Origin of the sequence: Gilliamella sp. wkB171 (assembly GCF_001693755.1) — a bacterium.
Classification (GTDB): domain Bacteria; phylum Pseudomonadota; class Gammaproteobacteria; order Enterobacterales; family Orbaceae; genus Gilliamella; species Gilliamella apicola_F.
The window spans coordinates 46,613-73,040 of record NZ_LYST01000044.1 but is presented as its reverse complement, the minus strand read 5'-3'; the positions used below and the strand labels follow the sequence as shown (position 1 = coordinate 73,040).

The 26,428-nt window shown below is 34.6% G+C and carries 25 protein-coding genes and 3 tRNA genes; 11 read left to right on the top strand and 17 right to left on the bottom strand.

The window, feature by feature from the left end:
- Positions 1 to 10 precede the first annotated feature (10 nt).
- The 9 genes from A9G03_RS09390 to trxB all read right to left on the bottom strand — a co-directional run bounded on the left by A9G03_RS09390 (position 11) and on the right by trxB (position 9,399).
- Positions 11 to 919 (bottom strand): glutamate/aspartate ABC transporter substrate-binding protein, encoded by a 909-nt coding sequence (locus tag A9G03_RS09390; protein WP_065634200.1) that lies wholly within the window; start codon positions 917 to 919, stop codon positions 11 to 13.
- A gap of 229 nt (positions 920 to 1,148) precedes the next feature.
- Complete coding sequence (lnt, locus tag A9G03_RS09385) at positions 1,149 to 2,690, bottom strand: apolipoprotein N-acyltransferase (RefSeq protein WP_065799039.1); 1,542 nt, start codon at positions 2,688 to 2,690, stop codon at positions 1,149 to 1,151.
- The gene (gene corC / locus A9G03_RS09380; RefSeq protein WP_065799038.1) at positions 2,683 to 3,555 is read right to left on the bottom strand and encodes a CNNM family magnesium/cobalt transport protein CorC; all 873 of its coding nucleotides are present in this window, start codon (positions 3,553 to 3,555) and stop codon (positions 2,683 to 2,685) included. The genes lnt and corC overlap by 8 nt, the downstream gene beginning before the upstream one ends.
- A 73-nt stretch (positions 3,556 to 3,628) precedes the next feature.
- A complete protein-coding gene (gene ybeY / locus A9G03_RS09375; RefSeq protein ID WP_065634197.1) occupies positions 3,629 to 4,093 on the bottom strand; it encodes an rRNA maturation RNase YbeY in 465 nt (154 codons plus the stop codon).
- 19 nt (positions 4,094 to 4,112) lie between these two features.
- The gene (rlmH, locus tag A9G03_RS09370) at positions 4,113 to 4,583 is read right to left on the bottom strand and encodes a 23S rRNA (pseudouridine(1915)-N(3))-methyltransferase RlmH (protein WP_065799037.1); all 471 of its coding nucleotides are present in this window, start codon (positions 4,581 to 4,583) and stop codon (positions 4,113 to 4,115) included.
- Between the two features lie 4 nt (positions 4,584 to 4,587).
- Positions 4,588 to 4,905 (bottom strand): ribosome silencing factor, encoded by a 318-nt coding sequence (gene rsfS, locus A9G03_RS09365; protein ID WP_065634195.1) that lies wholly within the window; start codon positions 4,903 to 4,905, stop codon positions 4,588 to 4,590.
- A gap of 184 nt (positions 4,906 to 5,089) precedes the next feature.
- Complete coding sequence (gene cydC / locus A9G03_RS09360) at positions 5,090 to 6,721, bottom strand: heme ABC transporter ATP-binding protein/permease CydC (protein ID WP_065799036.1); 1,632 nt, start codon at positions 6,719 to 6,721, stop codon at positions 5,090 to 5,092.
- Positions 6,715 to 8,433, bottom strand: coding sequence for a heme ABC transporter permease/ATP-binding protein CydD (gene cydD / locus A9G03_RS09355; RefSeq protein WP_065799035.1), 1,719 nt, complete (start codon positions 8,431 to 8,433; stop codon positions 6,715 to 6,717). Before cydD ends, cydC begins: the two co-directional genes overlap by 7 nt.
- Before the next feature lie 12 nt (positions 8,434 to 8,445).
- On the bottom strand, positions 8,446 to 9,399 hold the full coding sequence (trxB, locus tag A9G03_RS09350; protein ID WP_065634192.1) for a thioredoxin-disulfide reductase: 954 nt from the start codon (positions 9,397 to 9,399) through the stop codon (positions 8,446 to 8,448).
- A 318-nt stretch (positions 9,400 to 9,717) separates the two neighbouring features.
- Between trxB and A9G03_RS09345 the strand changes: the two genes are divergently transcribed.
- The gene (locus A9G03_RS09345; protein ID WP_065633294.1) at positions 9,718 to 9,903 is read left to right on the top strand and encodes a hypothetical protein; all 186 of its coding nucleotides are present in this window, start codon (positions 9,718 to 9,720) and stop codon (positions 9,901 to 9,903) included.
- 67 nt (positions 9,904 to 9,970) lie between these two features.
- On the opposite strand, the gene A9G03_RS09340 is transcribed toward A9G03_RS09345, so the two are convergent.
- Together A9G03_RS09340 and A9G03_RS09335 are read right to left on the bottom strand one after the other, a co-directional pair.
- The gene (locus tag A9G03_RS09340; RefSeq protein WP_065633295.1) at positions 9,971 to 10,636 is read right to left on the bottom strand and encodes an NAD(P)H-dependent oxidoreductase; all 666 of its coding nucleotides are present in this window, start codon (positions 10,634 to 10,636) and stop codon (positions 9,971 to 9,973) included.
- Between the two features lie 8 nt (positions 10,637 to 10,644).
- Positions 10,645 to 11,907 (bottom strand): AmpG family muropeptide MFS transporter, encoded by a 1,263-nt coding sequence (locus A9G03_RS09335; protein WP_065633296.1) that lies wholly within the window; start codon positions 11,905 to 11,907, stop codon positions 10,645 to 10,647.
- Between the two features lie 266 nt (positions 11,908 to 12,173).
- On the opposite strand from A9G03_RS09335, the gene A9G03_RS09330 reads away from it, so the two are divergent.
- Together A9G03_RS09330 and mltB are read left to right on the top strand one after the other, a co-directional pair.
- A complete protein-coding gene (locus tag A9G03_RS09330) occupies positions 12,174 to 13,163 on the top strand; it encodes a 2-hydroxyacid dehydrogenase (RefSeq protein ID WP_065633317.1) in 990 nt (329 codons plus the stop codon).
- A 56-nt stretch (positions 13,164 to 13,219) separates the two neighbouring features.
- The gene (mltB, locus tag A9G03_RS09325) at positions 13,220 to 14,299 is read left to right on the top strand and encodes a lytic murein transglycosylase B (RefSeq protein ID WP_065633297.1); all 1,080 of its coding nucleotides are present in this window, start codon (positions 13,220 to 13,222) and stop codon (positions 14,297 to 14,299) included.
- A 119-nt stretch (positions 14,300 to 14,418) separates the two neighbouring features.
- On the opposite strand, the gene A9G03_RS09320 is transcribed toward mltB, so the two are convergent.
- Positions 14,419 to 15,231: a sulfite exporter TauE/SafE family protein gene (locus A9G03_RS09320; protein ID WP_065799034.1), complete on the bottom strand. Its 813-nt coding sequence runs from the start codon at positions 15,229 to 15,231 to the stop codon at positions 14,419 to 14,421.
- A 306-nt stretch (positions 15,232 to 15,537) separates the two neighbouring features.
- Here A9G03_RS09320 and A9G03_RS09315 point away from each other — a divergent pair, with 306 nt between their 5' ends.
- The 4 genes from A9G03_RS09315 (at position 15,538) to A9G03_RS09300 (ending at position 20,930) form a co-directional block, all read left to right on the top strand.
- Positions 15,538 to 15,957, top strand: coding sequence for an OsmC family protein (locus tag A9G03_RS09315; RefSeq protein ID WP_065633299.1), 420 nt, complete (start codon positions 15,538 to 15,540; stop codon positions 15,955 to 15,957).
- 111 nt (positions 15,958 to 16,068) lie between these two features.
- Positions 16,069 to 17,424 carry an APC family permease gene (locus A9G03_RS09310; protein ID WP_218837114.1) on the top strand — a complete coding sequence of 452 codons (1,356 nt, stop codon included), beginning with the start codon at positions 16,069 to 16,071 and terminating at the stop codon, positions 17,422 to 17,424.
- A gap of 87 nt (positions 17,425 to 17,511) precedes the next feature.
- Positions 17,512 to 18,138, top strand: coding sequence for a LysE/ArgO family amino acid transporter (locus A9G03_RS09305; RefSeq protein WP_065799032.1), 627 nt, complete (start codon positions 17,512 to 17,514; stop codon positions 18,136 to 18,138).
- Positions 18,139 to 18,968: 830 nt separating this feature from the next.
- Entirely contained in the window at positions 18,969 to 20,930 is a 1,962-nt protein-coding gene (locus A9G03_RS09300) for a glycoside hydrolase family 3 protein (protein ID WP_065799031.1), read from the top strand.
- Positions 20,931 to 21,008: 78 nt separating this feature from the next.
- Here A9G03_RS09300 and A9G03_RS09295 read toward each other — a convergent pair whose 3' ends face one another.
- The 5 genes from A9G03_RS09295 to A9G03_RS09275 form a co-directional block, all read right to left on the bottom strand.
- A complete protein-coding gene (locus A9G03_RS09295) occupies positions 21,009 to 21,623 on the bottom strand; it encodes a tetratricopeptide repeat protein (RefSeq protein WP_065799030.1) in 615 nt (204 codons plus the stop codon).
- 183 nt (positions 21,624 to 21,806) lie between these two features.
- A complete protein-coding gene (locus tag A9G03_RS09290; RefSeq protein ID WP_065799029.1) occupies positions 21,807 to 22,508 on the bottom strand; it encodes a tetratricopeptide repeat protein in 702 nt (233 codons plus the stop codon).
- 317 nt (positions 22,509 to 22,825) lie between these two features.
- A tRNA-Lys gene (locus A9G03_RS09285) sits at positions 22,826 to 22,901 on the bottom strand.
- 20 nt (positions 22,902 to 22,921) lie between these two features.
- Positions 22,922 to 22,997: transfer RNA gene (locus A9G03_RS09280), tRNA-Val, on the bottom strand.
- 35 nt (positions 22,998 to 23,032) lie between these two features.
- A tRNA-Val gene (locus tag A9G03_RS09275) sits at positions 23,033 to 23,108 on the bottom strand.
- A gap of 201 nt (positions 23,109 to 23,309) precedes the next feature.
- On the opposite strand from A9G03_RS09275, the gene A9G03_RS09270 reads away from it, so the two are divergent.
- From A9G03_RS09270 to A9G03_RS09255, 4 genes are all read left to right on the top strand, one after another.
- Positions 23,310 to 24,257, top strand: coding sequence for a PilN domain-containing protein (locus A9G03_RS09270; protein ID WP_082209436.1), 948 nt, complete (start codon positions 23,310 to 23,312; stop codon positions 24,255 to 24,257).
- Positions 24,250 to 24,723, top strand: a complete 474-nt coding sequence (locus A9G03_RS09265) for a hypothetical protein (RefSeq protein ID WP_065799027.1) — start codon at positions 24,250 to 24,252, stop codon at positions 24,721 to 24,723. The genes A9G03_RS09270 and A9G03_RS09265 overlap by 8 nt, the downstream gene beginning before the upstream one ends.
- The gene (locus tag A9G03_RS09260; RefSeq protein WP_065799026.1) at positions 24,720 to 25,091 is read left to right on the top strand and encodes a hypothetical protein; all 372 of its coding nucleotides are present in this window, start codon (positions 24,720 to 24,722) and stop codon (positions 25,089 to 25,091) included. The genes A9G03_RS09265 and A9G03_RS09260 overlap by 4 nt, the downstream gene beginning before the upstream one ends.
- Before the next feature lie 88 nt (positions 25,092 to 25,179).
- Positions 25,180 to 26,409 carry a secretin N-terminal domain-containing protein gene (locus A9G03_RS09255; protein WP_218837113.1) on the top strand — a complete coding sequence of 410 codons (1,230 nt, stop codon included), beginning with the start codon at positions 25,180 to 25,182 and terminating at the stop codon, positions 26,407 to 26,409.
- Positions 26,410 to 26,428: the final 19 nt, after the last annotated feature.

The following is a 26,428-nucleotide window of genomic DNA, read 5'->3' as shown; positions in this document are numbered from 1 at the left end:
AAGAATAGTATTAATCTAATGCTTTATCATTAGGATTTGCAAACAGCTCAACCATTTTTGGTGAAATTTCAAGTGCCATGTTGGCGCCTTTAGGTGGAACAGGTTGAGTGAACCATTTGTTGTAAGATTCAAGTGCTTTTCCTGATTTTTGTGCGTCAGAAATAGTTTTGTCCATTAATTGTTTAAATTGAACATCACCTTTTCTTAACATACAGCCATAAGATTCATAAGATAATGGTTCGCCAACAATTTTCCAATCATTTGGTTTTATTGCACGCGAACGTTCCCCAGCAAGTAACGCGTCATCCATTAAAAATGCTTCGGCACGACCTGTTTCAAGCGCATTAAATGCATCACCATGATCTTTAGGGGTAATAATACGAATGCCTAGGTTTTCTTTAGCATTGATTTGGTTTAAACGAATTTCAGAAGTTGTGCCGGCAGTGGTAACCACATTTTTGCCTTTAAGATCTTCAATACTTTTAATATTACTGTCAGCTTTTACTAAAAAGCGCGTACCAACAATAAAAATACTATCTGAAAAATCGACAGTTTTTTGACGTTCAAGATTATTCGTGGTTGAACCGCATTCAAAATCATAAGTATAGTTATTGAGTAGTTGAATACGTGTTTTAGACGTAATTGGTAAATATTTTACTTTAAGATTTGGTAAATTAAGTTCTTTTTTAACTGCATCGACAATTAAATTAGAATAATCTTGCGAATAACCAATAACTTCTTGATTATCACCGTAGTAGGAAAACGGAATTGACGATTCGCGATGACCAACAACAATCACACCACTTTCTTTGATTTTAGCTAATGTGCCACTGAGTTCTTCTGCAACTGCAGTTCCAGCCATTAGACCTAACATTGCAAATGATAAAACTAATTTGGTTAATTTTGTTTTTTTGTTCATAGTCATCTCCTACTGTTTATTTTGTATCATATTAAATTTATTTAATATTTTTACAAAGGGCGTATATTATAACTTATTTTTTAGCATAAAAGTACTTTTTACTGTTTATTTATAGATTATTGGAGCTAGATACATTAATTGATATTTTGCATTTTTAGCAATTAATGAAGCCTCAGGTTTTATTTGGAACTCAATTTAATTTAAGCAATAATTATGCCAGTATCTTAAATTATGAACGTTTTTTTATAAAAGTGATAATACACATGAATAGGATAAGAACATAATAAGGAAAATTTCCCCATCTTGCATAAGGGGTTAAACCAGTGGTTGGGGATAGTGTTGCATTTAACACACCTTCAGTAAATGCAGGTATTTGTTGAATAATATACCCTTTTTTGTCAATAATTGCAGTTATGCCATTATTGGTACTACGAATTAAGGGTCTGCCAAACTCTAATGCTCTTGCTTGTGCCATTTGCAGATGTTGTTTTGGTCCAATACTGTCACCAAACCAAGCATCATTTGAAACAGTCAGTAAAAAGTCAGTATCAGGTTGAAAGTTATGCCAGATGTAATTAGATAAAATCACTTCGTAACAGATTGCCGTTGTAAATTTAAATCCTTGCATTGTTAATTGGGGTTGCTTTTTATCTCCTTGTTTCATTGATGACATAGGAATATCTAGCAACGCTGCAATTGGTTCAAGTACAGATTCTAACGGAATAAATTCGCCAAAAGGGACTAAATGATGTTTTTGATAACGATTGATTGTAGGATACTGATAAGCTTCTTTACCTCCTAATACTAAGAGCGTATTGTAAATATCACCGTTAGTTTGACCTTCAGCGTTTTTTAAACGGTAATCAATAATACCCACCGCTATTTCGGAACCTTTAGCTCTCGCTTCGTTATCTAAATAATATAAAAACGGTTGTTGATTTATCTCGAAGTCAGTAATGCTCGCTTCTGACCAGATAATGATTTTATCTTTGCCTAAAGATTGTTGTGTGAGTTGATAGTAAGTTTTTAATGTGCTTTCCAATTGTTCACTATTCCAACGTAATGATTGTGGAATATTGCCTTGGATTAACGAAAAGTTGGCTGTACGTTGCTGATCTACGGTTGTCCAATCAATATCTTTGAATGAAATTGGTGCAATAAAGATCGCTATTAGTGCAATTATCGCACCAAGCACGTGCTTTTTATAAACCTTGGAACGCAATTGATGTAAAATATAAAGTATTAATCCACAGATAATACTAGTAACTAAGTTAACCCCTTCTATACCAATAATAGGAAAATATGCGCGCAAAGGGCTATCTAGTTGGCTATATCCAAGCTCTAGCCAAGCAAATCCAGTTAAAATATAGCCACGTAAAAATTCGCTAAATTGCCAAATTACAGGTGCAGTAATAACAAGTTGTTTAAAAGAAAAGGGAGGAGCATAGCGATCCAGCGTTCTTAATAACAGTGCAAAGAGCATTGGATAAAGCGATAAATAGGCAATTAATAGTCCCAATATGACAATAGCCATTGCGGTGGGTAATTCACCATATTGTTTGATACTGATATAAATCCAATGCACGCCACCAACAAAATAACCTATTCCCCAAGTTAATCCTATCAATAGGGCCTGTTTCTTGGATTTATTAGCAATCAACCATAATAGACCAATAAATGAGATAAAAGCTAACGGCCAAATATGAAAAGGCGCATAACTAAAAACAGCTATGCCCCCCAAAATTAAACTTAGGAAAAGGTGTTTAAGCATTTTCTGGTAGCTCTAAATTAGGTATAGTTGCACCTTCAGGGATTGTTACATGTAATTGAATGATACGCCGGCGATCGACTATCGTTACTTTAAATTGATAGCCATCAATCAAGATACTTTCACCGCGTAACGGCAAACGCCCAAAATGTTGCATAACCAGTCCACCAATGGTATCCATTTCATCATCACTAAATGAAGTTGCAAAAATTTCATTGAAGTCTTCAACAGGTGTAAGCGCCCGTACGGTGTAAACGGATTGAGATAAACGACGAATATTACGATCTTCGACTTCATCGTATTCATCTTCGATATCACCAACAATCAACTCTAAAATATCTTCGATAGTGACTAGTCCTGATATACCACCAAATTCATCAATGGCCATTGCCATATGGTAACGCTGCATACGAAACTCTTTTAACATATGGTCAACACGTTTACTTTCGGGCACAATCACTGTTGGTCGTAAGATTTTTTTTAAATCAAAATCAGCAACACCTTGGCGAATAAAAATCAGTAAATCTTTGGCAAGTAGCACACCTTCAATGTGATCTCTATCTTCACTAATCACAGGATAACGAGAGTGTCCATGTTCAGAAATAATATCTAAGCATTGATCAAGCGTGTAATTGTCTTTGATTGTGATAATTTGAGAGCGGGGAATCATAATGTCGCGAACGCGTTGATCTGCAATATCCATCACACCTTCAATCATATCAAGCGTGTCAGGATCGATGAGTTCGTTTTCTTCTGCTTCGCGGATAACTTCGATCAGTTCTTCTTTATCCTTTGGTTCTGAATTAAATAACTGACTTAACCATAGTGTAAACCCTTTTTTGGTTCTCCGGTGATTATCATCACTCATTTGCTCTCTTCCTTTGTTTTGATTTATTAATTAATTGGTTGTGGTAGATAGTTATATTAACTAAATGCTTACATTAGTCAATTGGTTGATAAGGATTATCAAAGCCTAATTGTCGCATAATGTCTATTTCAATATTTTCCATTTCTTCGGCTTCTTCGTCAAGGATATGATCATAACCTAATAGGTGTAAGCAACCATGAACAATCATATGTGCCCAGTGTGAAGTTAGTGATTTATGTTGCTCTTGCGCTTCAGCTTCTACCACCTGCTTACATATGATTAAATCGCCTAATAGTGGCACATCAATTTCAATCGGTGATTCAAATGGAAAAGATAATACATTAGTCGGTTTATCTTTATGGCGATAAGTATTGTTTAGCTGTTGACTTTCTGCTTGGTCAACAATGCGGATGGTAATTTCTGCTTGATCCATAAATTGTGGTAAAATCACTTCTAACCACTGCATGATTTGTGTTTCGCTCGGTAGGTTTTCTGTTTCTTCACTCGCGATTTGCAAATCTAAAATAATTTCACTCATTTTATTTTCCTAATGACAATTATTCACGATGATAAGGATGATTGGTGGTCAAGCTCCAAGCGCGATATAAACTTTCGGCAACAATTACCCGTACCAGTGGATGGGGCAAAGTAAGTGGAGAAAGTGACCAACTCTGTTCAGCTGCAATTTTACATGCAGGAGAAAGACCTTCAGGACCACCTATAAGTAAGCTCACATCGCGACCATCGGTTTTCCAGCGCTCTAATTGTTGAGCTAAATTGTGTGTTGTATACGCTTTGCCAGGAATATCGAGTGTGACAATGCGATTACCTTTACCGCAAGCATTTAACATCATTTCACCCTCTTTATCTAAAATGCGGACAATATCCGCATTTTTGGTGCGCTTACCGGCAGGAATTTCAATTAGTTCTAGAGGCATATCTTTAGGAAAGCGAGAACAATAATCATCAAAAGCTGTTGTAACCCAATTAGGCATTTTGTTGCCAACAGCAATAAGTTGAATCTTCACTAGATTAACTCCACAGTTTTTCCAGTTCGTATAGTTGTCGGCTTTGTTCCTGCATAATATGTACGATAACTGAATCCATATCAACCACTACCCAATCTGCATCATTTTGACCTTCACTTCCTAAGACCAAATATCCTTGTTTTTTTGCTTCATCGAGTAAATGTCCAGCTATTGAGGCAACGTGACGATTAGACGTACCAGTACAGATAATCATATAATCTGTAATACTTGATTTGCCGCGCACATCTAGGGTAACAATGTCTTTGCCTTTTAGATCATCAATTTTATCAATAATAAAATCTTGTAACGATTGTTGCAAAATAATCTCTCTACTGTTAAATATAAAGCGTCAGTATAGCATATTTTTTAAATAGAATGGTGGTGATAATATCCCGAACTTTTGGTAGCAAAATTAATCTAGCCGTTTACTGACTTAAAAATCACTAGCTATCCCCAATAAATGTTGTGATCATTGGGGAGTAGGGAAATGTAACTATAACTATAACTTAAAGTGTAATAACGTGATCAAATAACGGATTATTGGTTAAACGATGAGTAACCATAAGTAACGTTTTTCCAGCACATGTCTGTTTAATTAATTGAATTATCTGCTGTTCAGTTTGTTGATCAAGGCTTTCAGTTGGTTCATCCATCAAGATCAAAGGCGAGTTATGGAGTAAAGCTCTTGCTATACCTATTCGTCGAATTTCGCCTCCTGATAACGTTCTTCCACCTTGTCCAAGTGGTAAATCTAATCCTTGTTCGGTTGCAAGTAGTTTGTCCAATTCGACTTGATGTAATACCTCTATTAATTGCTTATCTGATGCTTGGTTATTACCAATAAGTAGATTTTGACGAAGGCTATCACTAAAAATAGTGATAATTTGTGGTACAACGGCAATAACTTTGCGCAAAGTTGGCTCATCGAGTTGTTCGATAGGTGTGTTATTAATAAAAATAGTACCAGAATTGGGTTGCCAGCTACGCGTGACTAAACTTAGTAATGTTGATTTGCCGCAACCGGTTTTACCCACTAATGCTATATGTGCACCAGCTTCAACCGTTAATGAAAAATTGGTTAATATCGCAAAAGGTTGATTTGGATAACAAAAATTAATGTGATCAAATTGTAATTTTGCTGAATTTAAATCAATTGTCTTGCCATGTTCAACAAACTGTATATCGGGTGTTTGGTTGAAAATATTTGTTGTACGTTTAGCCGAGGCAATGACTTGACCTAAAAAGATAAATGCCGCAGGAATTGGCATTAAAATTTCGTTACTGGCAAGGCAAACAAATACAAATAATGCAACAAGTGGTGATAAGGTATATTGGGTTATAAGCCAAAGCACCAGTAATGTTAAAAAGCCTGAAATCAGTATAACCAGAGCGGTTGATAATGCCACTAAGGTTGATTGGCGTTGTTGATTGTAAAGCCAGTTAGATTCAAGTTCATCTAGTTTAACTCGGTAACGGCACTGTGCGTTAAATAAAGTGAGCTCAGCTTGCCCTTGTAAATAATTGATTAACAGCGCTCGATACTCACTTTGTTGCTGAGCTAGCTGTTCACCCAACTGTTTACCGGCATAATAAAAAATAATGGGCACAGCAAGTAAGGTTACCGTAAGTATAATACAAATGATTAATGCAATGGGTAGATTAATGGTACTTAATCCAATAAATAGCAGCACAATCATGACTAATGCCGTTACAATTGGTGAAAATAATTTTAAATAAAGATGATCTAATGCATCAATATCAACAATAAAACGATTAAGTAAGTCAGCTTTTTGATAATGTGCTAATTGATGAGCGCTTAGCGGCAATATTTTTTTAAAAGCCAACGTTCTTAAATACGCTAAAATTTTAAAGGTCGTATTATGATCAACTAATCGTTGCATATAGCGTGAAGCTGTTCGTGTAATTGCTGCCGCGCGCACACCTGCCGCCGGTAACATATAATTAAATGTATATAATCCTGCAACACCAACTACCGCTGTTGAAGCTAAAAACCAACCGGATAAAGATAATAAAAAAACACTGGCAAATAACGTCAGTATAGATAGTGATAATCCCAATATAATTTGCCAAAAATAGTGTTTATACAGTGCAATATAGGGGCGTAAAATAGCTAACATGCATGCTCCTTGCTGTTAATACTGTGTAGTTTTCCCTGTGACAATTGCCATATTTGATTATATTGTTGCATATCTTCATTTTGGTGAGTAATGGTAATCGTGTTGATCGCAATATTTTGTTGATCAATTTGCTGTACCGTTTGCTTATCTAAGCTAGCTGTGGGTTCGTCAAGAATCAATAATTGACACGGTTTTAACATTGCTCTAGCTAATGCTATACGTTGGGCTTGTCCAACTGACAGTCTAACTGCATCTTCCCCCACTTGTGTATCTATACCAGATGGCAATTTGGCTATAACATCGACTAATTGCGCTTTTTTTATAACGGCTTCGAGTTCTTGTTCTGATGCATTTTGTTTACCCAGTAAAATGTTTTCGCGGACAGTGCCATTAATTAAGTAAGGATTTTGACCAATCCAACTAATTTGTTGTTGCCATGTTTTAATCTCTATTTGGCTAAATTCAATATCATTAATGGTTAGCGATCCTTGGTAGGGTAAAAAGCCCAATAATACATTCATTAATGACGTTTTGCCTTCACCACTGGTGCCTATCAAAGCTAGATTGAACGGTGCCTTTAGCGTGAAAGTTAAAGGCCCTACAATAGGCATGCCTTCGCTAGACATGACGATTAAATTAGTTGCTTTAATCGTCTGTAATGTTTGCTTAAATTCAATATTGGTTTGTAAGTTATGACTTGCTTGTTTTGGTTGCTGTTGGCTCAAAAATGTTTCGATATTATCGGCCGCTGCAATCGCTTCTGCTTTGGCGTGATAATACGTGCCAAGATCGCGTAATGGTTGAAAATATTCAGGTGCTAAAATAAGTGCAAAAAAGCCGGCAAATAACGTTACTGTGCTATTGTATGAACCAAAATTAAATTCACCTAAATAAGAAAAACCAAAATAAACTGCAACAATTGCAATTGATATTGAAGTGAAAAACTCTAATACCGCAGATGATAAAAATGCTACTTTTAAGACTTGCATGGTTTTGATGCGAAAATCTTCAGATGCTTGGGTTATTTGTTTGGCTTGTTTATCACCTTGATTAAATAACCGAATCGTTGCTAGTCCTTTTAGGCGATCTAAAAAATGCCCACTAAGGTAAGCCAGTGCTTTGAAATGGCGACGATTAATATCGGCAGCCCCCATGCCAACTAAAATCATGAAGATAGGAATAAGTGGGGCTGTACATAGTAATATACCAGCCGCAGCCCAGTTAAACGGTAAAATAGCAAAGAAAATTAATATAGGCACCATACTCGCTAGGCGCATTTGCGGCAAATAACGAGCAAAAAAATCGTGCAGCTTGTCAACTTGTTCAATGAGTAAGGTGCTCCAAGCACCTGTAGTGCTTTGATTTAAATAAGCCGGGCCTAGTAATTCAAGTTGATTGATAAGCTGGTGTCGAATGTGTTTGCGAATTTTTTTAGCCAATGAAAAGTTAATTTTTTCACGAAAATAAATTAATGCAGCACGCGCTAGAAAGGTCATTGCGAGCGCTAAAAAATAGGGTAATACTCTATTTAAATTAAGTTGTTCAATAATTAATTTTTGCAAAATACTAGCCAATAGTGCTGCTTGAACAATGATCAAAATAGTGAGTAAAAGGCCAGTTAATAGTGAAGCACGCAAATCAGCTTTATGAAGTTTTGCGTGCTGTTTTAACCAGCCAAGTAGATAGGTTTGACGTTGTTTATCTAAAGACATGAAATTTTATTTTTATTTTAAATTATCCAAATAATGCTCGGCATCTAACGCAGCCATACAACCTGTTCCCGCTGAAGTAATCGCTTGTCGATAGACATGATCCATCACATCACCTGCGGCAAAAATACCTTCAACACTCGTTTGAGTGGCATTACCTTGAGTGCCTGATTGTACTTTGACATAACCACCATTTAGTTCAAGCTGTCCTTCGAATATTGCGGTATTGGGTTTGTGACCAATAGCGATAAATACACCCATCACAGAAAGTTGCTCGGTGAGATTGCTATCTTGTGTGCTACGCATCCTAACACCTGTTACCCCCATATTGTCACCCAGTATTTCATCCACGACTTGATGAGTATGCAATATTACTTTACCTTCTTTTACTTTTTCATTTAAACGATCCATCAATATTTTTTCTGCTCGAAAACTATCTCGTCGGTGAATTAAGTGTACTTCACTAGCAATATTGGCAAGATAAAGCGTTTCTTCTACAGCAGTGTTACCACCCCCTACGACTGCAACTTTTTGATTTCGATAGAAAAATCCATCACAAGTGGCACAAGCCGAAACGCCTTTACTTTTGAAAGCTTGTTCTGATGGTAATCCTAAGTATTGTGCTGATGCTCCGGTAGCAATAATTAATGCATCACAGCTATATTCAGTTTCACTACCGTAAAGTTTGTAAGGTTTTTTACTAAAATCAACACGATCGATTTGGTCGATAATAATTTCTGTATTAAATCTTTCAGCATGTTCTTTCATTTTGACCATTAATTCAGGGCCGGTAAGTTCGGGTGCCCCAGCTGGCCAATTTTCAATTTCGGTAGTGGTTGTCAGCTGTCCACCTTCTTGTGTACCAGTAATCAATACTGGTGATAAATTTGCTCTTGCAGCATAAACTGCTGCCGTGTAACCAGCAGGGCCAGAACCAAGTATTAATAAACGAGCATGTTTAGTTTTCATATTACTATCCTTATTATTTAAATATTCTGGCTATTAGCAACCAAAGCTGTGCAATTTATAACTGATAAGTTTAACATTATCAATCCATGTGGTGAAAAAAATTGGTTATTGCAGTAATAGGTTATCGCAATAATTTTTATTATGGTAATTTTCAAAGTTTATCTTTATATTTTCAATTTTTTTAAATTATTTTCTTTTTTTAAAACTATATTTTGTTTAATTTGCTTTTTTAAACGATTAAAATTAATTTTTTAAGTTTTTTATAATTTTATTCCGGTTATCTGTTTAGATTACCCGTATAAACTAAAAGGATATAAGATGAATAATACTACTATAGAAAAAGTCGAGTCAGTGCTTTCCAAAATTAGTTGGGCACAACAAATGTTAAATTCGGTACAACAACAGGTTAATGATCCTCAACTCGGTAATATTTTATCAGGCATTGAGTTTATAATAGATTGCGCTTCTTCTGATGCAGAAGCGCTATATAATTTAGTGAAATAATAGGTAGTGAAATGTTAGTTGACTTATCCTTCATCTCGCCTAGTGACGAGTGAAGGTAATTACTGCCTTATTTGTCATTAGGTAAATAAGTTGTCATATCGGTAAGTGGCCAGCGAATATGTGGTGAACTAGGTTCATCAGCCCGATATCCAAAGGCGATACAAAGTCCAACACCAAATACTTGGCCGCTGAATTGAGGAATCGTATTTTCAAAAATTTTGATGACTTTATCACTCTCAAACCCACCTATTGCACAAGAATCGATGCCTTTAAAAGCAGCTGCTGTCATCATATTTGCGCTTGCTATATAGATTTGCATTTCTGACCAGTGATTGAGGGTTAAACCATCAGCGAGTCCATGTTTACAAAAATTGATAAAGGATTGGCAAGCAATGTCGATAGCGGTTTTATCCTCTGGATTCGGTAATGTTCGAGCAATGGTTCGACGCAAATAATCACTTTGTAATGTAAAATTATTAGCCTTACGATAAAGGGCAACAACGTAATGTGAGCAGCTAGTTACTTGTTCTTGGTCATAACAAATTGCACGTAATTGCATTTTAATTTTATCATTGCTCACCACAACAAAATGCCAAGGCTCCATGCCAAATGACGATGGAGATTGACGTGCTGCTTCTAAAATATATTCCATGTCGACATCATTGATTTTTTTATTGATGTCGAATTTTTTACATGCATGTCTAAATTCAAAAGCCTGATTTAATTGATCCATATTCTCTCCTAATGTTGTGTATTCCATGGTGCAACTTTAATTAATAATAGCATACCTGGTAAGGCTAAAATCGTACATAAAGCAAAAAAGGTTGTCCAACCTAGATGTTCGACCATCACGCCAGTCGTTGCATTTATCAATGTTCTGGGAATTGATGCGATACTTGTAAATAAAGCAAACTGCGTTGCTGTATAAAGTGGATTAGTGGTTTTAGCGATAAACGCGACAAATGCGGCAGATCCTAAACCCACCCCTAATGCTTCAAATCCTATAACAATGGCTAACATAATTTGTTGATAACCGGTAATGGTTGTAAATGGTCCTTCAATCGATAACCAAGCGAAGCCTAAAATGGAAATAACTTGTACAAAACCAAAAGCCCAAAGCGCTCGATTAATTCCAATTTTGATCATCAATATTCCACCAATTAATGCACCGAAAACACTCGGCCATAAAGACGCGTTTTTAGCAATCCAACCAATATCTAATCGACTATAACCCATTTGTAAATAAAAAGGTGTAGCTAAAGAGGTTGCCATACTATCGCCCAATTTATAAAGAAATATGAAGGCTAAAATAATGATTGCATTTTTAACACCTTGACGAGTGATGAATTCACTAAATGGTTTTATGATGATCGCTTCAAGATTATGTTTTTTAACTGGTTGGTTAAGTGGTTCTTTGACCCATAACGTCATGATGATAGCTGGAATCATAAATAACGCAGTAATAATAAAAACACTGTGCCAAGCTAGATAACTAGACAATATAAGCGATAATGATCCAGGTACGAGTCCTGCAATTCGATAGGCATTGGTGTGAATACTATTTCCTAGACCCAGTTCATTATCAAATAAGATCTCTCTTCTAAATGCATCTAAAGCAATGTCTTGCGTCGCCGAGAACAGCGCGATAATAAAACAAAGAGTGGCAATGAGCCAAATATTGAGTGAAGGTGATAAAAAACCTAATAAACTAATGGATAATACTAATATCATTTGCGACATTAGCATCCAGCCTCGGCGCCTGCCTAAATGGAATAATGAGGTATTATCCATAAAAGGTGCCCAAACAAATTTAAAAATATAAGGAATTTGTGTTAAAGAAAATGCACCAATTGTTTTAATATTTATTCCTTCGCTTTCTAACCACGCAGGTAAAAGTTGTAGTAACAAATAAAATGGCAAACCAGATGCAAAACCTGTAAAAATACAGATGAGCATTTTAGTTGTAAAGATGGTTTTAAAGAGGGTGTTTTGCGTGTTATTCATTATTTAACATTAATGGTTAGTTTTTTTGCAAAGTGATATCATAGCACATTAATAACAAATAATTGTTAAAGCCAATAAAAAGCGTTTTACTCTGACTAGATTGACTAAAAGTAAAAATTTTAATCAGTTTTGACTTATTTTAATAACAATCTTAATCTAGGGAGTTAAACTCTTTTAGGGCAGACTTAAAGTAAAAACATTTAAAACAAATAATCACGATATTCATTGCATAAATTTGAAAGAGGTTAATTAGTATGAAAGGTAAAATCAAAATAGCGGTTTTTAGCAGTAAACATTATGATAAAGAACATTTAGAGATTGCTAATAAAAAATATGGCTTTGAGATTGAATACTATGAACATAAACTTAGTCATAAAACAGTGGTTACAGCGCAAGGATTTGATGCCGTTTGTGTATTTGTTAATGATGAAGTTGATAAGCAAGTTCTACAAAAATTAGCCCATTATGGTATTAAAATATTAGCATTACGTTGTGCTGGATTTGATAATGTGGATTTAGCTGAAGCTAAAAAATTGGGTATTACCGTCGTGCGAGTACCGGCTTATTCACCTGAAGCGGTTGCCGAGCATGCTGTTGCGTTAATGATGACACTTAATCGTCGAACTCATAAAGCTTATCAGCGTACCCGTGATGCTAATTTTTCACTGGAAGGTTTAACTGGTTTTAACATGCACAACCGCACCGCAGGGGTGATAGGTACGGGTAAAATTGGTCAAGCAGTTATTCGCATCTTAAAAGGGTTTGGCATGAATATTCTTGCTTATGATCCTTATCCAAATGATATCGTTGTCGAATTAGGTGCTCAGTATGTTCAATTAGATGAACTTTATGCAAAATCAGATGTCATCACGCTGCATTGTCCAATGTCACCAGAAAATTATCATTTATTAAATAAAGATTCATTTAACAAAATGAAAAACGGCGTAATGATTATCAACACCAGCCGTGGTGGCTTATTGGATGCAACTGCTGCAATCGAAGCGTTAAAGCAGACCAAAATCGGTGCGCTAGGTATGGATGTTTACGAAAACGAACGAGATCTATTTTTTGAAGATAAATCTAATGATGTCATTTTAGATGACGTATTTCGACGTTTATCATCATGCCATAATGTGATTTTTACAGGGCATCAAGCTTTTTTAACTCAAGAAGCATTATTAAATATATCTGACACAACTTTAAATAATATACAACAGATATCAGAAGGAAAAGCAAGTCCTAATATTGTTGAGTAACGCCAATAATTTTAGGACATTGCTTATTGTTTTAATTAACAAAATATGGATGAATTATGCAACGTATTGTTATCGTAGCTTCTATGATTTTATTGCTTGCTGCTTGTACAAGTAACAAGCAATCTTCACCTACACCGATGCAAGAACATCGAGGACATACGAATGTTAAAGGCGGTGTTTACCTAGAACAAAAACATAATCAACCGCTAACCAATAGCGGTCCGTTAGAGATTACTAAAGAAAAATTTATCGATCGAATGGTCAATAAATATCGTTTTGATCGCCAACAATTGCGAAATGTACTTGCTCAAACAAATAAACTTGATTGGGTGATTAATTTGATGGATAAACAAGCACCAAAAACTGGTGTATCAACGATACCAAATGGTGCATGGATTCGGTATAAAAATAAATTCATCACTGATAGCAATATACCTAAAGGTGTTGATTTTTGGAATAAGTATGAATCAGATTTGAAACGCGCTTACCAAGAATATGGTGTGCCACCCGAAATTATTGTCGGGATTATTGGTGTTGAGACTGGTTGGGGGCGAGTAATGGGTAAAACAACTATTATTGACGCTTTATCTACACTTGCCTTCTATTATCCTAGACGCGCGCAATACTTTTCTGAAGAGTTGGAAGATTTCTTGTTAATGTGTCGTGATGAAGGTGTCGATCCCTTTGATTTGAAAGGATCGTTTGCAGGTGCGATGGGATATGGTCAATTTATGCCATCAGCTTTCCGAAATTATGCTGTAGATTTTGATCGTGACGGTCATACCGATCTTTGGAATCCTGTCGATGCGATTGGTAGTGTTGCTAATTATTTTAAAGCTCATGGCTGGAAACGTGACAAAAAAGTAGCAGTTATGGCGAATGGTCAAGCGCCTTTATCACTTGATACTGGGTTTAGTACTAAATATTCAATTGAAACCTTAGCTAATGCCGGTTTGAAACCACAAAGTTCTTTAGATGGTTACAAAGAAGCAAGTTTACTACGTTTGGATATGGGGGATCGTTATCAATTTTGGTATGGTTTACCTAACTTTTATGCCATAACACGTTATAATCACAGTACCCATTATGCGATGGCAGTATGGCAATTAGGATTAGCTGTTAAAGAGGCAAGATAGCCTTGAATAGATGATTTACTAAAATATGGTCGCTTTAGCGACCTTATTTTTAAAAATGACTTAATCTTATCTTTATCCATCCTCGTTATTTGTTACGATTAATAAATGCTATATTCTCATTACAGAGAAGATACCAATAATTTTAGTGCTAACAGTAATAAAAAAATACCAAAATACTTGATTAATTTATTAATTGATAATTTTTGTGCTATTTGAACACCAACTTTAGCCATAGGTATACTGGCTAGCATAATTGAAAATACAGCGGGTAGATACACAAATCCAAGGCTGTATTGAGGAAGTTCTGGAATGTTCCAGCCAGCAATGATATACCCAATTGTTCCACCTATTGCAACTGGCAGAGTAAATGCCGCTGATGTGCCAATTGCTTTACGCATATCGATACCACATTTTTTCAAGAATGGTACCACTAATACACCACCACCTACGCCGACCAATGCCGCAAAAACACCAATAAATGCACCAACAAGCAAAAAAATACTATTCCCTGTACTTATTTTTTGAGTGGTTTGACTGTTATTAACTTTACTGGTCTTAAAAATAAATTTTCCGCCAATGTAAAACAGAAAAGCTATAAAGATCCACCTAAGATAGATACCGGGAATATAAGGGGTCATATACGATCCAATTATTGTACCGACAATGCAACCCAATACCATTTTCTTTAACACAGACCATTGAATATTATGGTTTTTATTTTGCAACCAACTTGATGATAAACTCGTACCAATGATTGTTGCTAATGATGAAGCAACTGCAATATGGTTGATCCAGTTGTTACCAAAATTGAAATGGTCAAGCGTAAAAATCAAAGCTGGAACGATTAATGCACCACCACCAATACCAAACATGCCAGCCAGCAAACCGGCAAATGCGCCAATACAGATGAAAATAACAAATTCAACAAGCATTTTAAGTCCTTATAGTGATTAACGTAAAACTAATCACTTTTCCATTTGTTAATTAGATAAATTGATGACTGGGTTAATTATTTTAACGACAGTGTCGATTATTTTTCTCATTGGCTGGTTATTTTACCTGACATATTTGAATAGTAGCAATCTATCAAAGAGTAAATAATGAAATATTAGAAATCAGTTTGATAACAAACTAATACGCTAAAAGATGACATAATGATCAAAAAAGCTTATGTTATTGAGTAATTCAAAAGAAGTCACAAAATATTATGACAATTTTATATTGAAAGGAGTGAAATAATGAAAGATCGTTTAAAGTGGATTGATGATTTTGGTTTTTTAGGTGAAACCGCAAGTGGCCACTCATTGGTCATGGATGGAGGCATTGAGCACGGAGGTCGTAATCGTGGCGCTCGTCCAATGGAACTTTTACTGCACGGTGCTGCTGGCTGTATGGCTTATGATATTATCGCTATCTTAAAAAATAATAAAAAAGATGTGCGTGATCTTTGGATTGATATTGATAAAACGCAGGCAGAATCTTCACCCAAGGTTTACACCTCAATTAATTTCCATATTGTGATTACCGGCGTAAATATTGACAACGAAAGCGTTGAAAAAGCGGTAAAGCTTGCTTCAGAAAAATATTGCAGTGCTTCAATTATGTTAGGTAAAACAGCCAAAATGTCTTATACCTATGAGATTAGAGAGCAACGTTAACTATTTTATATAACTTATAATTATAATCTAATAACTAGCTGATCTTAGTCTGTTTTGCATTAATCGTATAACATTCTATTTTATTGAATGAAATGTAATAAGAGTATGATTATGCAGCAGTTAAAGAAAAATATGCGATTCCGAGATTTAGTGATTTTGGGATTGCTTTTTATTGGTCCAGCAGCACCAGTAGGATTATTTGGTGTGTTATATGCGATCAGTGATGGTGCCATTGCTTTAGTGTATATTGTTGCTACTTTCGTTATGGCTTTTACCGCGTATTCTTATGCTAGAATGGCTAGTGCTTTACCACATGCCGGCGCAGTTTATGCCTATTGTTCTGTTGGTATTCATCCCAATGCTGGTTTTTTAGTCGGCTGGTTATTGCTACTTGATTATATGTTTATTCCTGCTGTTGCTTATCTATTTAGTGGTATATCACTAAATGCATTAATTCCGGAAGTGCCTGTATGGATCTGGACTTGTTTAGCCGTCGTTATTACCACAACATTAAATTTAATTGGGGTTAAAAAATCAGCAAAAATCACATTAATTATCTTACTTCTTGAAATTATTATACTATTTGCTGTGTTATTGGTGGGTATTTGGATTATCGCAAATAGTGATATTAGCCGCAATTGGTTACATCCTTTTATTGGTGGTGATTTATTTACTTGGGGCAAATTATTTAATGCGGTGTCTATCGCAGTTTTATCTTATTTAGGCTTTGATGCAATTGCTACTTTTTCTGAAGAAAATAGTGGTCAACGTAACATAGTGAGTAGAGCGATTATCTGCTGTTTAGTTTTAGCGGGTGCTTTATTTGTAGTACAAATTTATGTTGGTGCTTTACTTAATCCATATAGTGCAGATTATTTAAATAGTCATCCTGAACTAAAAGGTAAAGCTTATTATGACATTGTTAATCACGAAATTAATGTATGGTTAGGATGGTCGTTAAGTTTAATGAAAGCGATCGGTGCATCATTTGCAGCAATGGTTGGGCAGGCTGCAGCAAGCCGTTTATTATTTAGTATGGGACGAGATAAACGTTTACCTTCATTTTTAGCCAAAGTCGGTCAAAAAAGTGGTGTGCCAACTGTCGCAATTTTATTTGCGGCGATCTTTAATTTAGTTTTAGTTGTTATTGCGGCAAATAATGATAAGGGGCTGTCTACTTTAGTCTCATTTGTTGATGTCGGTGCATTAACTGCTTTTATAATGTTACATGTTGCAGTAATTGGTTATTTTAAATTCAAAAAAGCTTCTAAAGGATGGCTCTCTTGGGTTTTTGATATCTTAGTACCTGTTGCTGGTATTGTAGTATTATTACCGGTATTACTGCATATTGATAACGATGCGAAAATTGTTGGCGTAGTTTGGTTAGCCATTGGTATTGTCATGCTCTACTTGAATAAAAATCGTAATCAACCGCTTTGGTTAGAACAAAACAACCAAGACAGTTAGTCGATTTTCTTTAATAGATATAACAACTTGATTGTAACACATGATTATATAATAATACCTGTCATTTTTAATTAGGTGTTATAACCAATGCTTTCAGAAATAGTGAACGGTGCGTTAATTTCAGCCAGCTTAATTATTGCTATTGGCGCCCAAAATTTATTTGTTTTAAAACAAGGATTATTAAAAAACCATATCTTTTATGTGTCAGCAATTTGTTTTGTCTGTGATTTTGGCTTAATGTCTATTGGTATCTTAGGTCTTGGTACATTTATTAGTCGTAATCCGTTAATTACCAATATATTGGCAATATTGGGCGCGCTTTTTCTAATTTGGTATGGTTTTGGTGCATTTAAAAGTGCGATTAATGGTACAAGCAGCATGCAAATAGAATCGCAAAGCACTGATAACACTAGCCGGGTAAAAGTTGTAATGGCAACCTTGGCCGTCACTTTACTTAATCCACATGTATACTTGGATACTGTTGTAATTGTTGGCGGTATTGCGGGCACGTTAAATAGTCAACAAAAATTGGCTTTTTTGATTGGTGCAGTTTGTGTTTCATTTATCTGGTTTTTTAGCATTGGCTATGGAGCACGATTACTTACTCCTTTATTTAAACAAAAAAGAATGTGGGTAATTTTGGACTGCATTGTCGGTGCTGTGATGTTTTATATTGCTTATCGGCTAGTTATGTATGTGTTTTTTGCAAGTTAAATTCTACTTAAATTTATGATAGTAAAATTGTTATCAAAACAATATTTTTGTTTTTTCTCAAACTTGTTTTGAGTGATTTTATAAGTTTGTTGTGAATAAGATTTAGTGATATAAATGTCGTGTTCAAAACTCAATCATTTATTGATAAATGATGTCTAAATAATATTGGGCATTAACAAGATCGTATTCGCTAGCAAGCTTAACGCATCCCCAAGCTATAACATAATTTTTCTTAACTGAATTACCATATTGATTTATATAATTTAATTAAGTATTTGCTTCAGCACTATTTTTTCAAGTTGATTTTTTAAATAAAACATCAAAATCATCTTCGTTAATACTAAATACAGTATCAATTATAATCGATTGATCGGTTTTTCTTATTTTTATGTTAGGGTTATAGGCACTTAATAAACTATTTATTGAGTCATTATTGCTGTTTTTTTGATTGGTAAAAGATAGTACTTTTTGTAGTTGTATAATAGCTTCAATATGTCGCTTAGCGAAGCGATGAGTTTATAAATCAATTTATAATTGGATTCAAGTTTGCTTGAAAAGTATAAATTAAGTTCTCATTTTCAATTTATAGATTATAAATTGATTAATAATGTGATTATTATCACAATTGTACTAAATATAGTTAATTATGTTTTCAACTTTTCAATATTAGTGTTAGGTTATGGCGTAACTCATTCGGATTGTAACTGTTAAATCTTCAGGTTTTTCAGGCAAAACCTAAACATTTTGGATAACAAAGTGTTTAGGTTTTTTTGTTTTTTAATCCAGTAAAAATTTATCTCATAGATAATAAATCATTTAAGGAGTAGAAAATGAAATGTAAAACATTAAAATTAGCATTGCTGATAAGTAGTGTACTGGTCGTTAATCCACTATTAGCTATTGATCAAGTTAAAATTGATAGTCATCGATTGAAGATAATTAGTGTCGATAATCTTAAATTCAAAGATATGGATAAGGATGGTAAGTTAACACCTTATGAGGATTGGCGATTAACGCCACTTGAACGGGCTAAAGATTTACTTGCAAGAATGTCATTAGAAGAGAAAGCCGGTATGATGATGCATGGTAATGCCCGAAGTTTGAATGATGAACTGGGTCATGGCGATAAATACAATTTAGATCAAATAAGTGAATTAGTCTTAAAAGATAAAGTTAATAGCTTAATTACACGATTAGAAGTAAATCCAAAAGATTTTGCTGAGCAAAATAATCAATTGCAACAAATTGCCGAATCTGATCGCTTATCTATTCCCTTAACCATTAGTGTCGATCCTAGAAATACTTTTTATTATGCAAATGGAGCAACAAGTAAAAGCGGATTTAGCCAATGGCCTGGGACATTAGGTATGGCGGCAATTGGTAGCGAGAAAGATATAAATCAATATGGTGATATTATTCGTCAAGAATATCGTTCATTAGGTGTAACCCAAGCATTATCGCCTATGGCTGATTTAGGAACAGAACCACGCTGGGCTCGCTTTGAAGGGACATTTGGTGAGAATCCTCAATTAAGTAAAAAAATGGTACGTGGTTATATTTCAGGTATGCAAAATGGTAAAGAGGGTTTAAATTCGCAAAGTGTTGCAGCCGTTGTTAAGCATTGGGTTGGTTATGGTGCAGCTGAAGATGGATTAGATAGTCACAGTGCTTATGGTAAATATGCATTATTCACTAAAAAAGACAGTTTAAAAGAGCATATCATTCCCTTTACAGGTGCTTTTGAGGTAAATGTAGCTGCAATTATGCCAACGTATTCGATCTTAAAAAATGCAGAATTAAATAATCATAAAATAGAGCAGGTAGGTGGTGGATTTAATCAATATTTATTAAAGGACCTTTTGCGAGGTACTTATAAATTTAAAGGTATCATTATGAGTGATTGGAACATCACAAAAGATTGTAATGAGGTTTGTGTGAATGGAACTCCAGCAGGTGTAGCGCCAAAAGCTGAAGGTATGCCTTGGGGCGTTGAAAGCTTAACAGTTGAAGAGCGCTTTATTAAAGCAATTCAAGCAGGCGTCCAACAATTTGGTGGCGTTAGTGATAGTTCAGTTATTGTTTCAGCCGTTAAAAATAAAAAGTTAAATGAAAAACTTATAGATGATTCAGTTTTAGCTATCTTGGTTCAAAAATTTGCACTAGGGCAGTTTGAAAATCCTTACATTGATTCAACCAAGGCTAGTAATTTTGTTGGTAACCCAGACTTTCAAAAGATAGCGGATCTAGCGCAATTTAATTCACTTGTTCTGCTTGAAAACAAACAAAATATACTTCCACTAAAAAGTAACAGTAAAGTATATTTATATGGATTTTTACCGGAAGCTAAAAATCTTCTGAAAGATAAGGTCAATATAGTTGATAATTTAGATCAAGCTGATGTGGTTGTTGCACGCATCAATGCTCCTTATGAGCAAAATCATAAAAGTTACTTTTTTGGCATAAAACATCATGAAGGTTCGTTAGCTTTTCCTGCCAATGACAAAGATATTACTTTTATTACGCAAGCAAGCCAAAAGCATCCGGTTGTAGTAACGGTGTATTTAGATAGGCCTGCGGTACTCACTCCTTTAAAAAATAATGCTAATGCGATAGTGGCTAATTTTGGCGTGAAAGATGATGTACTATTTGAAAGATTATTTTCGGATAAGTCCTATATAGCTAAAATGCCATTTGCGCTGCCTGACTCGATGGAAAGTGTAGCCAAACAAGCGTCAGATTTATCTAATGATATGCAAGCAATGTATCCATTTGGTTATGGGTTAACTAATTGATAAGTTGACTGTTTAATGCTATTACTGTTACTTTGTTAACAGTAATAGTATATACAAATGTATCGTAATGCATCTTTATTAGTCGCAACCACAATCAACAGTACTTTTTTGTTTTTTGTTAGCTTGTTGTGAAGCTATTATTGCAGCGACTTTTTTTGATGCGATTGCTAAATGATCTTTAGCATCAGCGTAGTTTTGTTCTGCAGCTTTAGCAAACCACTGTTTTGCTTTAAAATAATTTTGTTTTACACCCTTTCCCTGATAATAAAGTGTTGCCAAAGTATATTGAGCAATAGGATCGCCTTGGTTAGCAGCTTTTGTGTCCCACTTTATTCCTTCTTGATAATTTTGTTTGGTTCCTTGTCCATTATAATAAAGAACGGCTAATTGGTGTTGTGCATTAGCATGGCCTTGATTGGCTGCCTTTTCAAACCACTCCTTAGCTTTAATATAATCTGGTTGCGATTGTGTTTCGGCTTGTTCATCAATTCCTTGTTCAATGCCTTTGAATTGGCGTTTATTGGTCTGCGTGCCATTGGCATACATAACGCCCAAATGATATTGGACATTGGCATCATTTTGTTCTGTTGCTTTTTGATATTCATGATTAAAATCGAAAAAAGTTTGTTGCTCGGCATCGACAACCATACTAAAACATAAAAGCAAAAATAATTTAGCACCTAACCTTAGCATACAACTTCCTACAATAGATAAATAATTTGTTTATTTTATCGTATTTAATTTTTTATTATAGCGTAATTGATTGAATTTACTTTAACAATTTGATTGTAAAGTAATCAGATATTTTGAGTGTTAATTAGCATACAACAGCTAATGATGAAAAATCATTAGCTGTTTTGATATAATTATCAGCCGTTATTTTATATCTTTTAATAGTTCACAGCCTTTCTGAAATCCATTTTTACAGGCTAAGTCGAAATACTTTCTAGCTTCGTTTATATTTTTGGGAACGGCTGTGCCATTATAATATAATGCTCCCATTAATGTCTGTACTTCTGGCTTATTGTCTTTTAACGCGTCCTTGAGCAGTTTTAATCCGGCAGGGTAGTTTTTATCATTGAGTATATAAATTGTAGCTAATCCGGCTATAGATTTACCATCTCCTTGATTTGCTCCTTTTTCAAACCACATTTTAGCTTTATCTATGTCCTTAGGAATACCACCTAGCCCTTGCCAATAAATGTATCCTAAATATCTTTGTGAATTAGGGAAATTACTTTGTGCAGCTTGTTCAAAATACTTAATCGCCTTTTTGTAATCAGGCTTTACACCTTTTCCTTGAGCATATATTATCCCTAAATTATTTAGTGCAGGTACATTACCTTGCTTGGCTGCTTCTTCATACCATTTTCTAGCCTCAACATAATCCTGTTTATAATTAGGATCATCTGCCCAAAAATATTTACAACCTAAAGCAAATTGTGCATCAGCATCATTTAATGTTGTTGCCTTTTTATAAAGAATGTCCGGATCATTATAAAAACTAGTTCGTGTTGATGACTCGCAACCGGTTAGTAATGCCAATGTTATTAATCCTGCTACAAGAATTCTTTTCATAATATTACCTTATATTTTTTGGATAATATGGGTAAATATTCTACAGCAGAGTTTTTGAAATGGTTAATAATTTTAAAGAATAATTAGAGGTGAAGATAAAGAGGAGGAAAATGAAATTGTTTTTTTGATTTAACTGAGTGTAACGAAAATGGTGGGTCGTGAGCATGATTATTCGGCACATCGTGTGCCTCACCCCTTCGGGCCAACACTGCGTGTTGTTCAAATTTGTTCCAGACAAATTTGTCGAACGCTGGCGTTCTCATCGCGTTACTTTTTTATGAGGTTTGTTTTTTTTGATTTGATTTAGTTGGATAAAATGGTGGGTCGTGAGCGATTCGAACGCTCGACAAACGGATTAAAAGTCCGCTGCTCTACCGACTGAGCTAACAACCCATGTAGAAAACTGCTAAAAGTGGTGGGTGATACCGGGTTCGAACCAGTGACCCCCTCCTTGTAAGGGAGGTGCTCTCCCAACTGAGCTAATCACCCCAAAGGTTTTATTTCTAAAACGTCACGGTAAAGATTGGTGGGTGATACCGGGTTCGAACCAGTGACCCCCTCCTTGTAAGGGAGGTGCTCTCCCAACTGAGCTAATCACCCTTACCGTGTGGATGTGCATTATAAGGCACGTCTTATTTCAGTCAACCTTTTTTTTTATATTTCTGCAAAAATAACCTTGTTCGGTTTAAATTTAAACATTTTTTGGATGATACTTCACAAAAACACGTTTTTGCGATTTTTATTTTGGCGACGATGCTTATGATTGAGCCATGAAAATTAAATTACATGAATTGCTAATTGATGAAGATCATAAATAAATATCGAGTGGTTATGTTTATTGAGCCATCAATCATACGGTATAAAGTAGTAAACAACCGGGATCGATTAACAGCTTCATTGCCTGAAGATTTAATGGAATATCCTTATCAGAACTTTGTTGATATTGACATATTGCTCAGTGCATTACAAGAAAAGTTACCTACACTTACGTCTTTTGAATTAAATTTGCATGAAGATTATATTCAATCAACTAAACTTGAGATTCCCCAAGTTAAGTTAAATTCAAATGAAATACTTTTATATATTGAAGCTTCTATCTATAAACTATTTGAATTACCAGCAAGTCACTCGTTTTTTGATTTTGTTTATTTGGCTAAATCACAAAAACAATTAATGGTTGCGATTTGTGATCGTAAATATGTGAATCAATGGATTGAGCTATTTAAAAAATATCATTGTCGGTTGAGTTTTATCGGTTATGTTTTCAAACAGTATAAATTCAATTTTTTACCTTGGAGACAAGCAAAACATAAATCGCATAAACTCTATTTAACAATGACTACATTAAGTTTAATTGGAATTTTAAGCTGCCTATTTTGTTATTGGTGGCTACAAGTTCGCAATGAATTAGATTATTATTTAACACAAAGTTCTAAGCAACAAATAATTAAACAAAACTTAGCTTATCAACTTTCAACTTATAAGCCCGATTCTTCACCAAGTCAACAGCAAATCAAATGGTCATTATTATTGGTTTCACAACTTTTACCACAAAATATTTGGTTGACTTCGTTTACTTATACCACCAATAAAGTGAGTTTATTAGGACATAGCTTCAACTATAAAGATATTACAGACTTTAATTTAAATTTATTACAGCAAGACCTTATTGAGCAAGGACACATTAAAACGATCAGTAGTGATAATCAAAGTTTATTGTTTGATATGGATTTAACGCTACATGAATAATGATTTTTTTTATAGACCACTTTGGCAACAGTATTTAATTTGCATTTTATTTCCCATTATTGCGTTTTTAATAGGTTATTTAGTTTTAATTGAGGATATTAGAAATGAGTTAATACAACAGCGAACGTTATACCAAGAACAGTTGCAACAAATCGAGTTATCAAAATTAAAAATTGCGCGTTATCAAGCAGGAAAACAACATGCATTGCGCGTGATTAATCAAAATCAACTTGCATATTTTATCGAGAAAAATCAATTAGTATTAAACATGTTTAAATATCATCAAACTGATACGGGTTATAGGTGGGAAGTTGGACTTAAAGGTAATTTTAGTAATTTTATTCACTTTCTATCCGAACTCAATAATGATTATTTTTATTTGGATTTTGAAAGTTTAACTATAACCAATCAAGAAACGTATCTTCAAATTATTTTTACATTATTATTCAAAAAGGGGATTGAGTGAAAATTAACTTTTTCATAGCACAATTTTTGTTATTAATAAGTTCCTTTTCTCGCGGCGATGATGGAGTAAATCGTGATCCTTTTTTACCATCTCAACAAATGGCGTGTAGTGAACAACAAGAGAGTTTACTTAAGCAGATCAAAGTCTGGCAATTTAAAGGGATAATAGCTCAGGCGAATAATTCGTATCATCAAATTTGGCTTTATTCTGAAAATCAGTGGTTATCAATTACCGATGATATTGTGCCACATGTGTTATTTCCTTGGTTTATACAATCTTTGCAAAATGATCAAATTATCTGGCAAGCAAATCTTACGAACTATTGTCATGACACAGTGCAATGGATGATGCAATTAAATGAACAGTAAACAAATGATGTGTTTTTTTTATCAACTCCTAAATGAATTGAAATTAAAATTGAAGGTTGTTAGTCTGGGTCTGTTGATAATGATAGTAGTGACTACCAAGATTGATGCCAACCAAATCACGGCTTATCGAACACCTGATTTGAGTATCTCAAACAAGGTTTCAATCAATTTTTATCAAACCGATATTGCTATCATTTTACAGGCTTTGGCTGACAGTAAAGGATTAAATTTAGTTATGGCTGATGATCTGTCTGTGAAGCAAACTATTAAATTACGTGATGTGGATTGGCAAAAAGCTTTAGATATCGCTCTTCGATCAGCAAATTTACAGGCAAAAATAGAGGATAATATTTTATTCATTTCCAAAGCTGACGATCCTGAACTGTTATTACAAAAACAGCAAGCTGAGATGAAACAACAAGAGCAAACACAAGCATTAAAGACACTTTCTATTGCTGTTAACCATGCCGATTTGACTACGTTAATCGATGCCATTAAGCAGCAAGGCTTATTATCGGAACGAGGTAGTGTTGTGATGGATAAACGGACAAACTCATTAGTCATCACCGACATTTCAAAGCAATTTTATCTGATTAAAAAACTGGTTGAAGTTATTGATAAACCAATGCCACAAGTACACATATCAGCACATATTGTCACAATGAGTGATGAAAGTATGGATGAGCTTGGTATTAAATGGGGATATGCGGGAGGATCCTCACAATTACTAGACAAGTTTGATGTTGGGCTTGGTGTGGTTAATTCAACTTCAACTTTAGGATTCAACTTAGCAAAACGTTCTGGTAGTTTACTTAATTTAGAACTATCAGCATTAGAATCGGAAAATCAACTTGAAATTATTGCTAGCCCTAATTTATTAACTGCCAATCAAAATACGGCGTCGATTAAACAAGGAACAGATGTGCCTTACGAAGTATCAAGTGGTAACAATGGCGCAACGACAATTGAATTTAAACAGGCGGTTTTAGGCTTAGAAGTCACACCTAAAATACTTGATGATAAAAAAATGATTTTAGACTTGTATATTACACAAAACACTACCGGTCGTTCTATTAAACGCCGTGATGGTGGGGAAGCATTAGCGATTGATACGCAAGAAATTAAAACACAAGTTATGGTTAAAAGTGGTGAGACTGTTGTACTAGGGGGGATTTTTCAACAGTTAAATGATAAAACCAAACGTGATGTGCCCGGTGTTAGTGATATTCCTTTGGTCGGTAACTTATTTAAATATAAAGGTAAAAAACAACAGAAAAGAGAATTAGTTATTTTTATAACCCCACAATTAGTTGAGTAAATGAGAACAGCGTTGTATT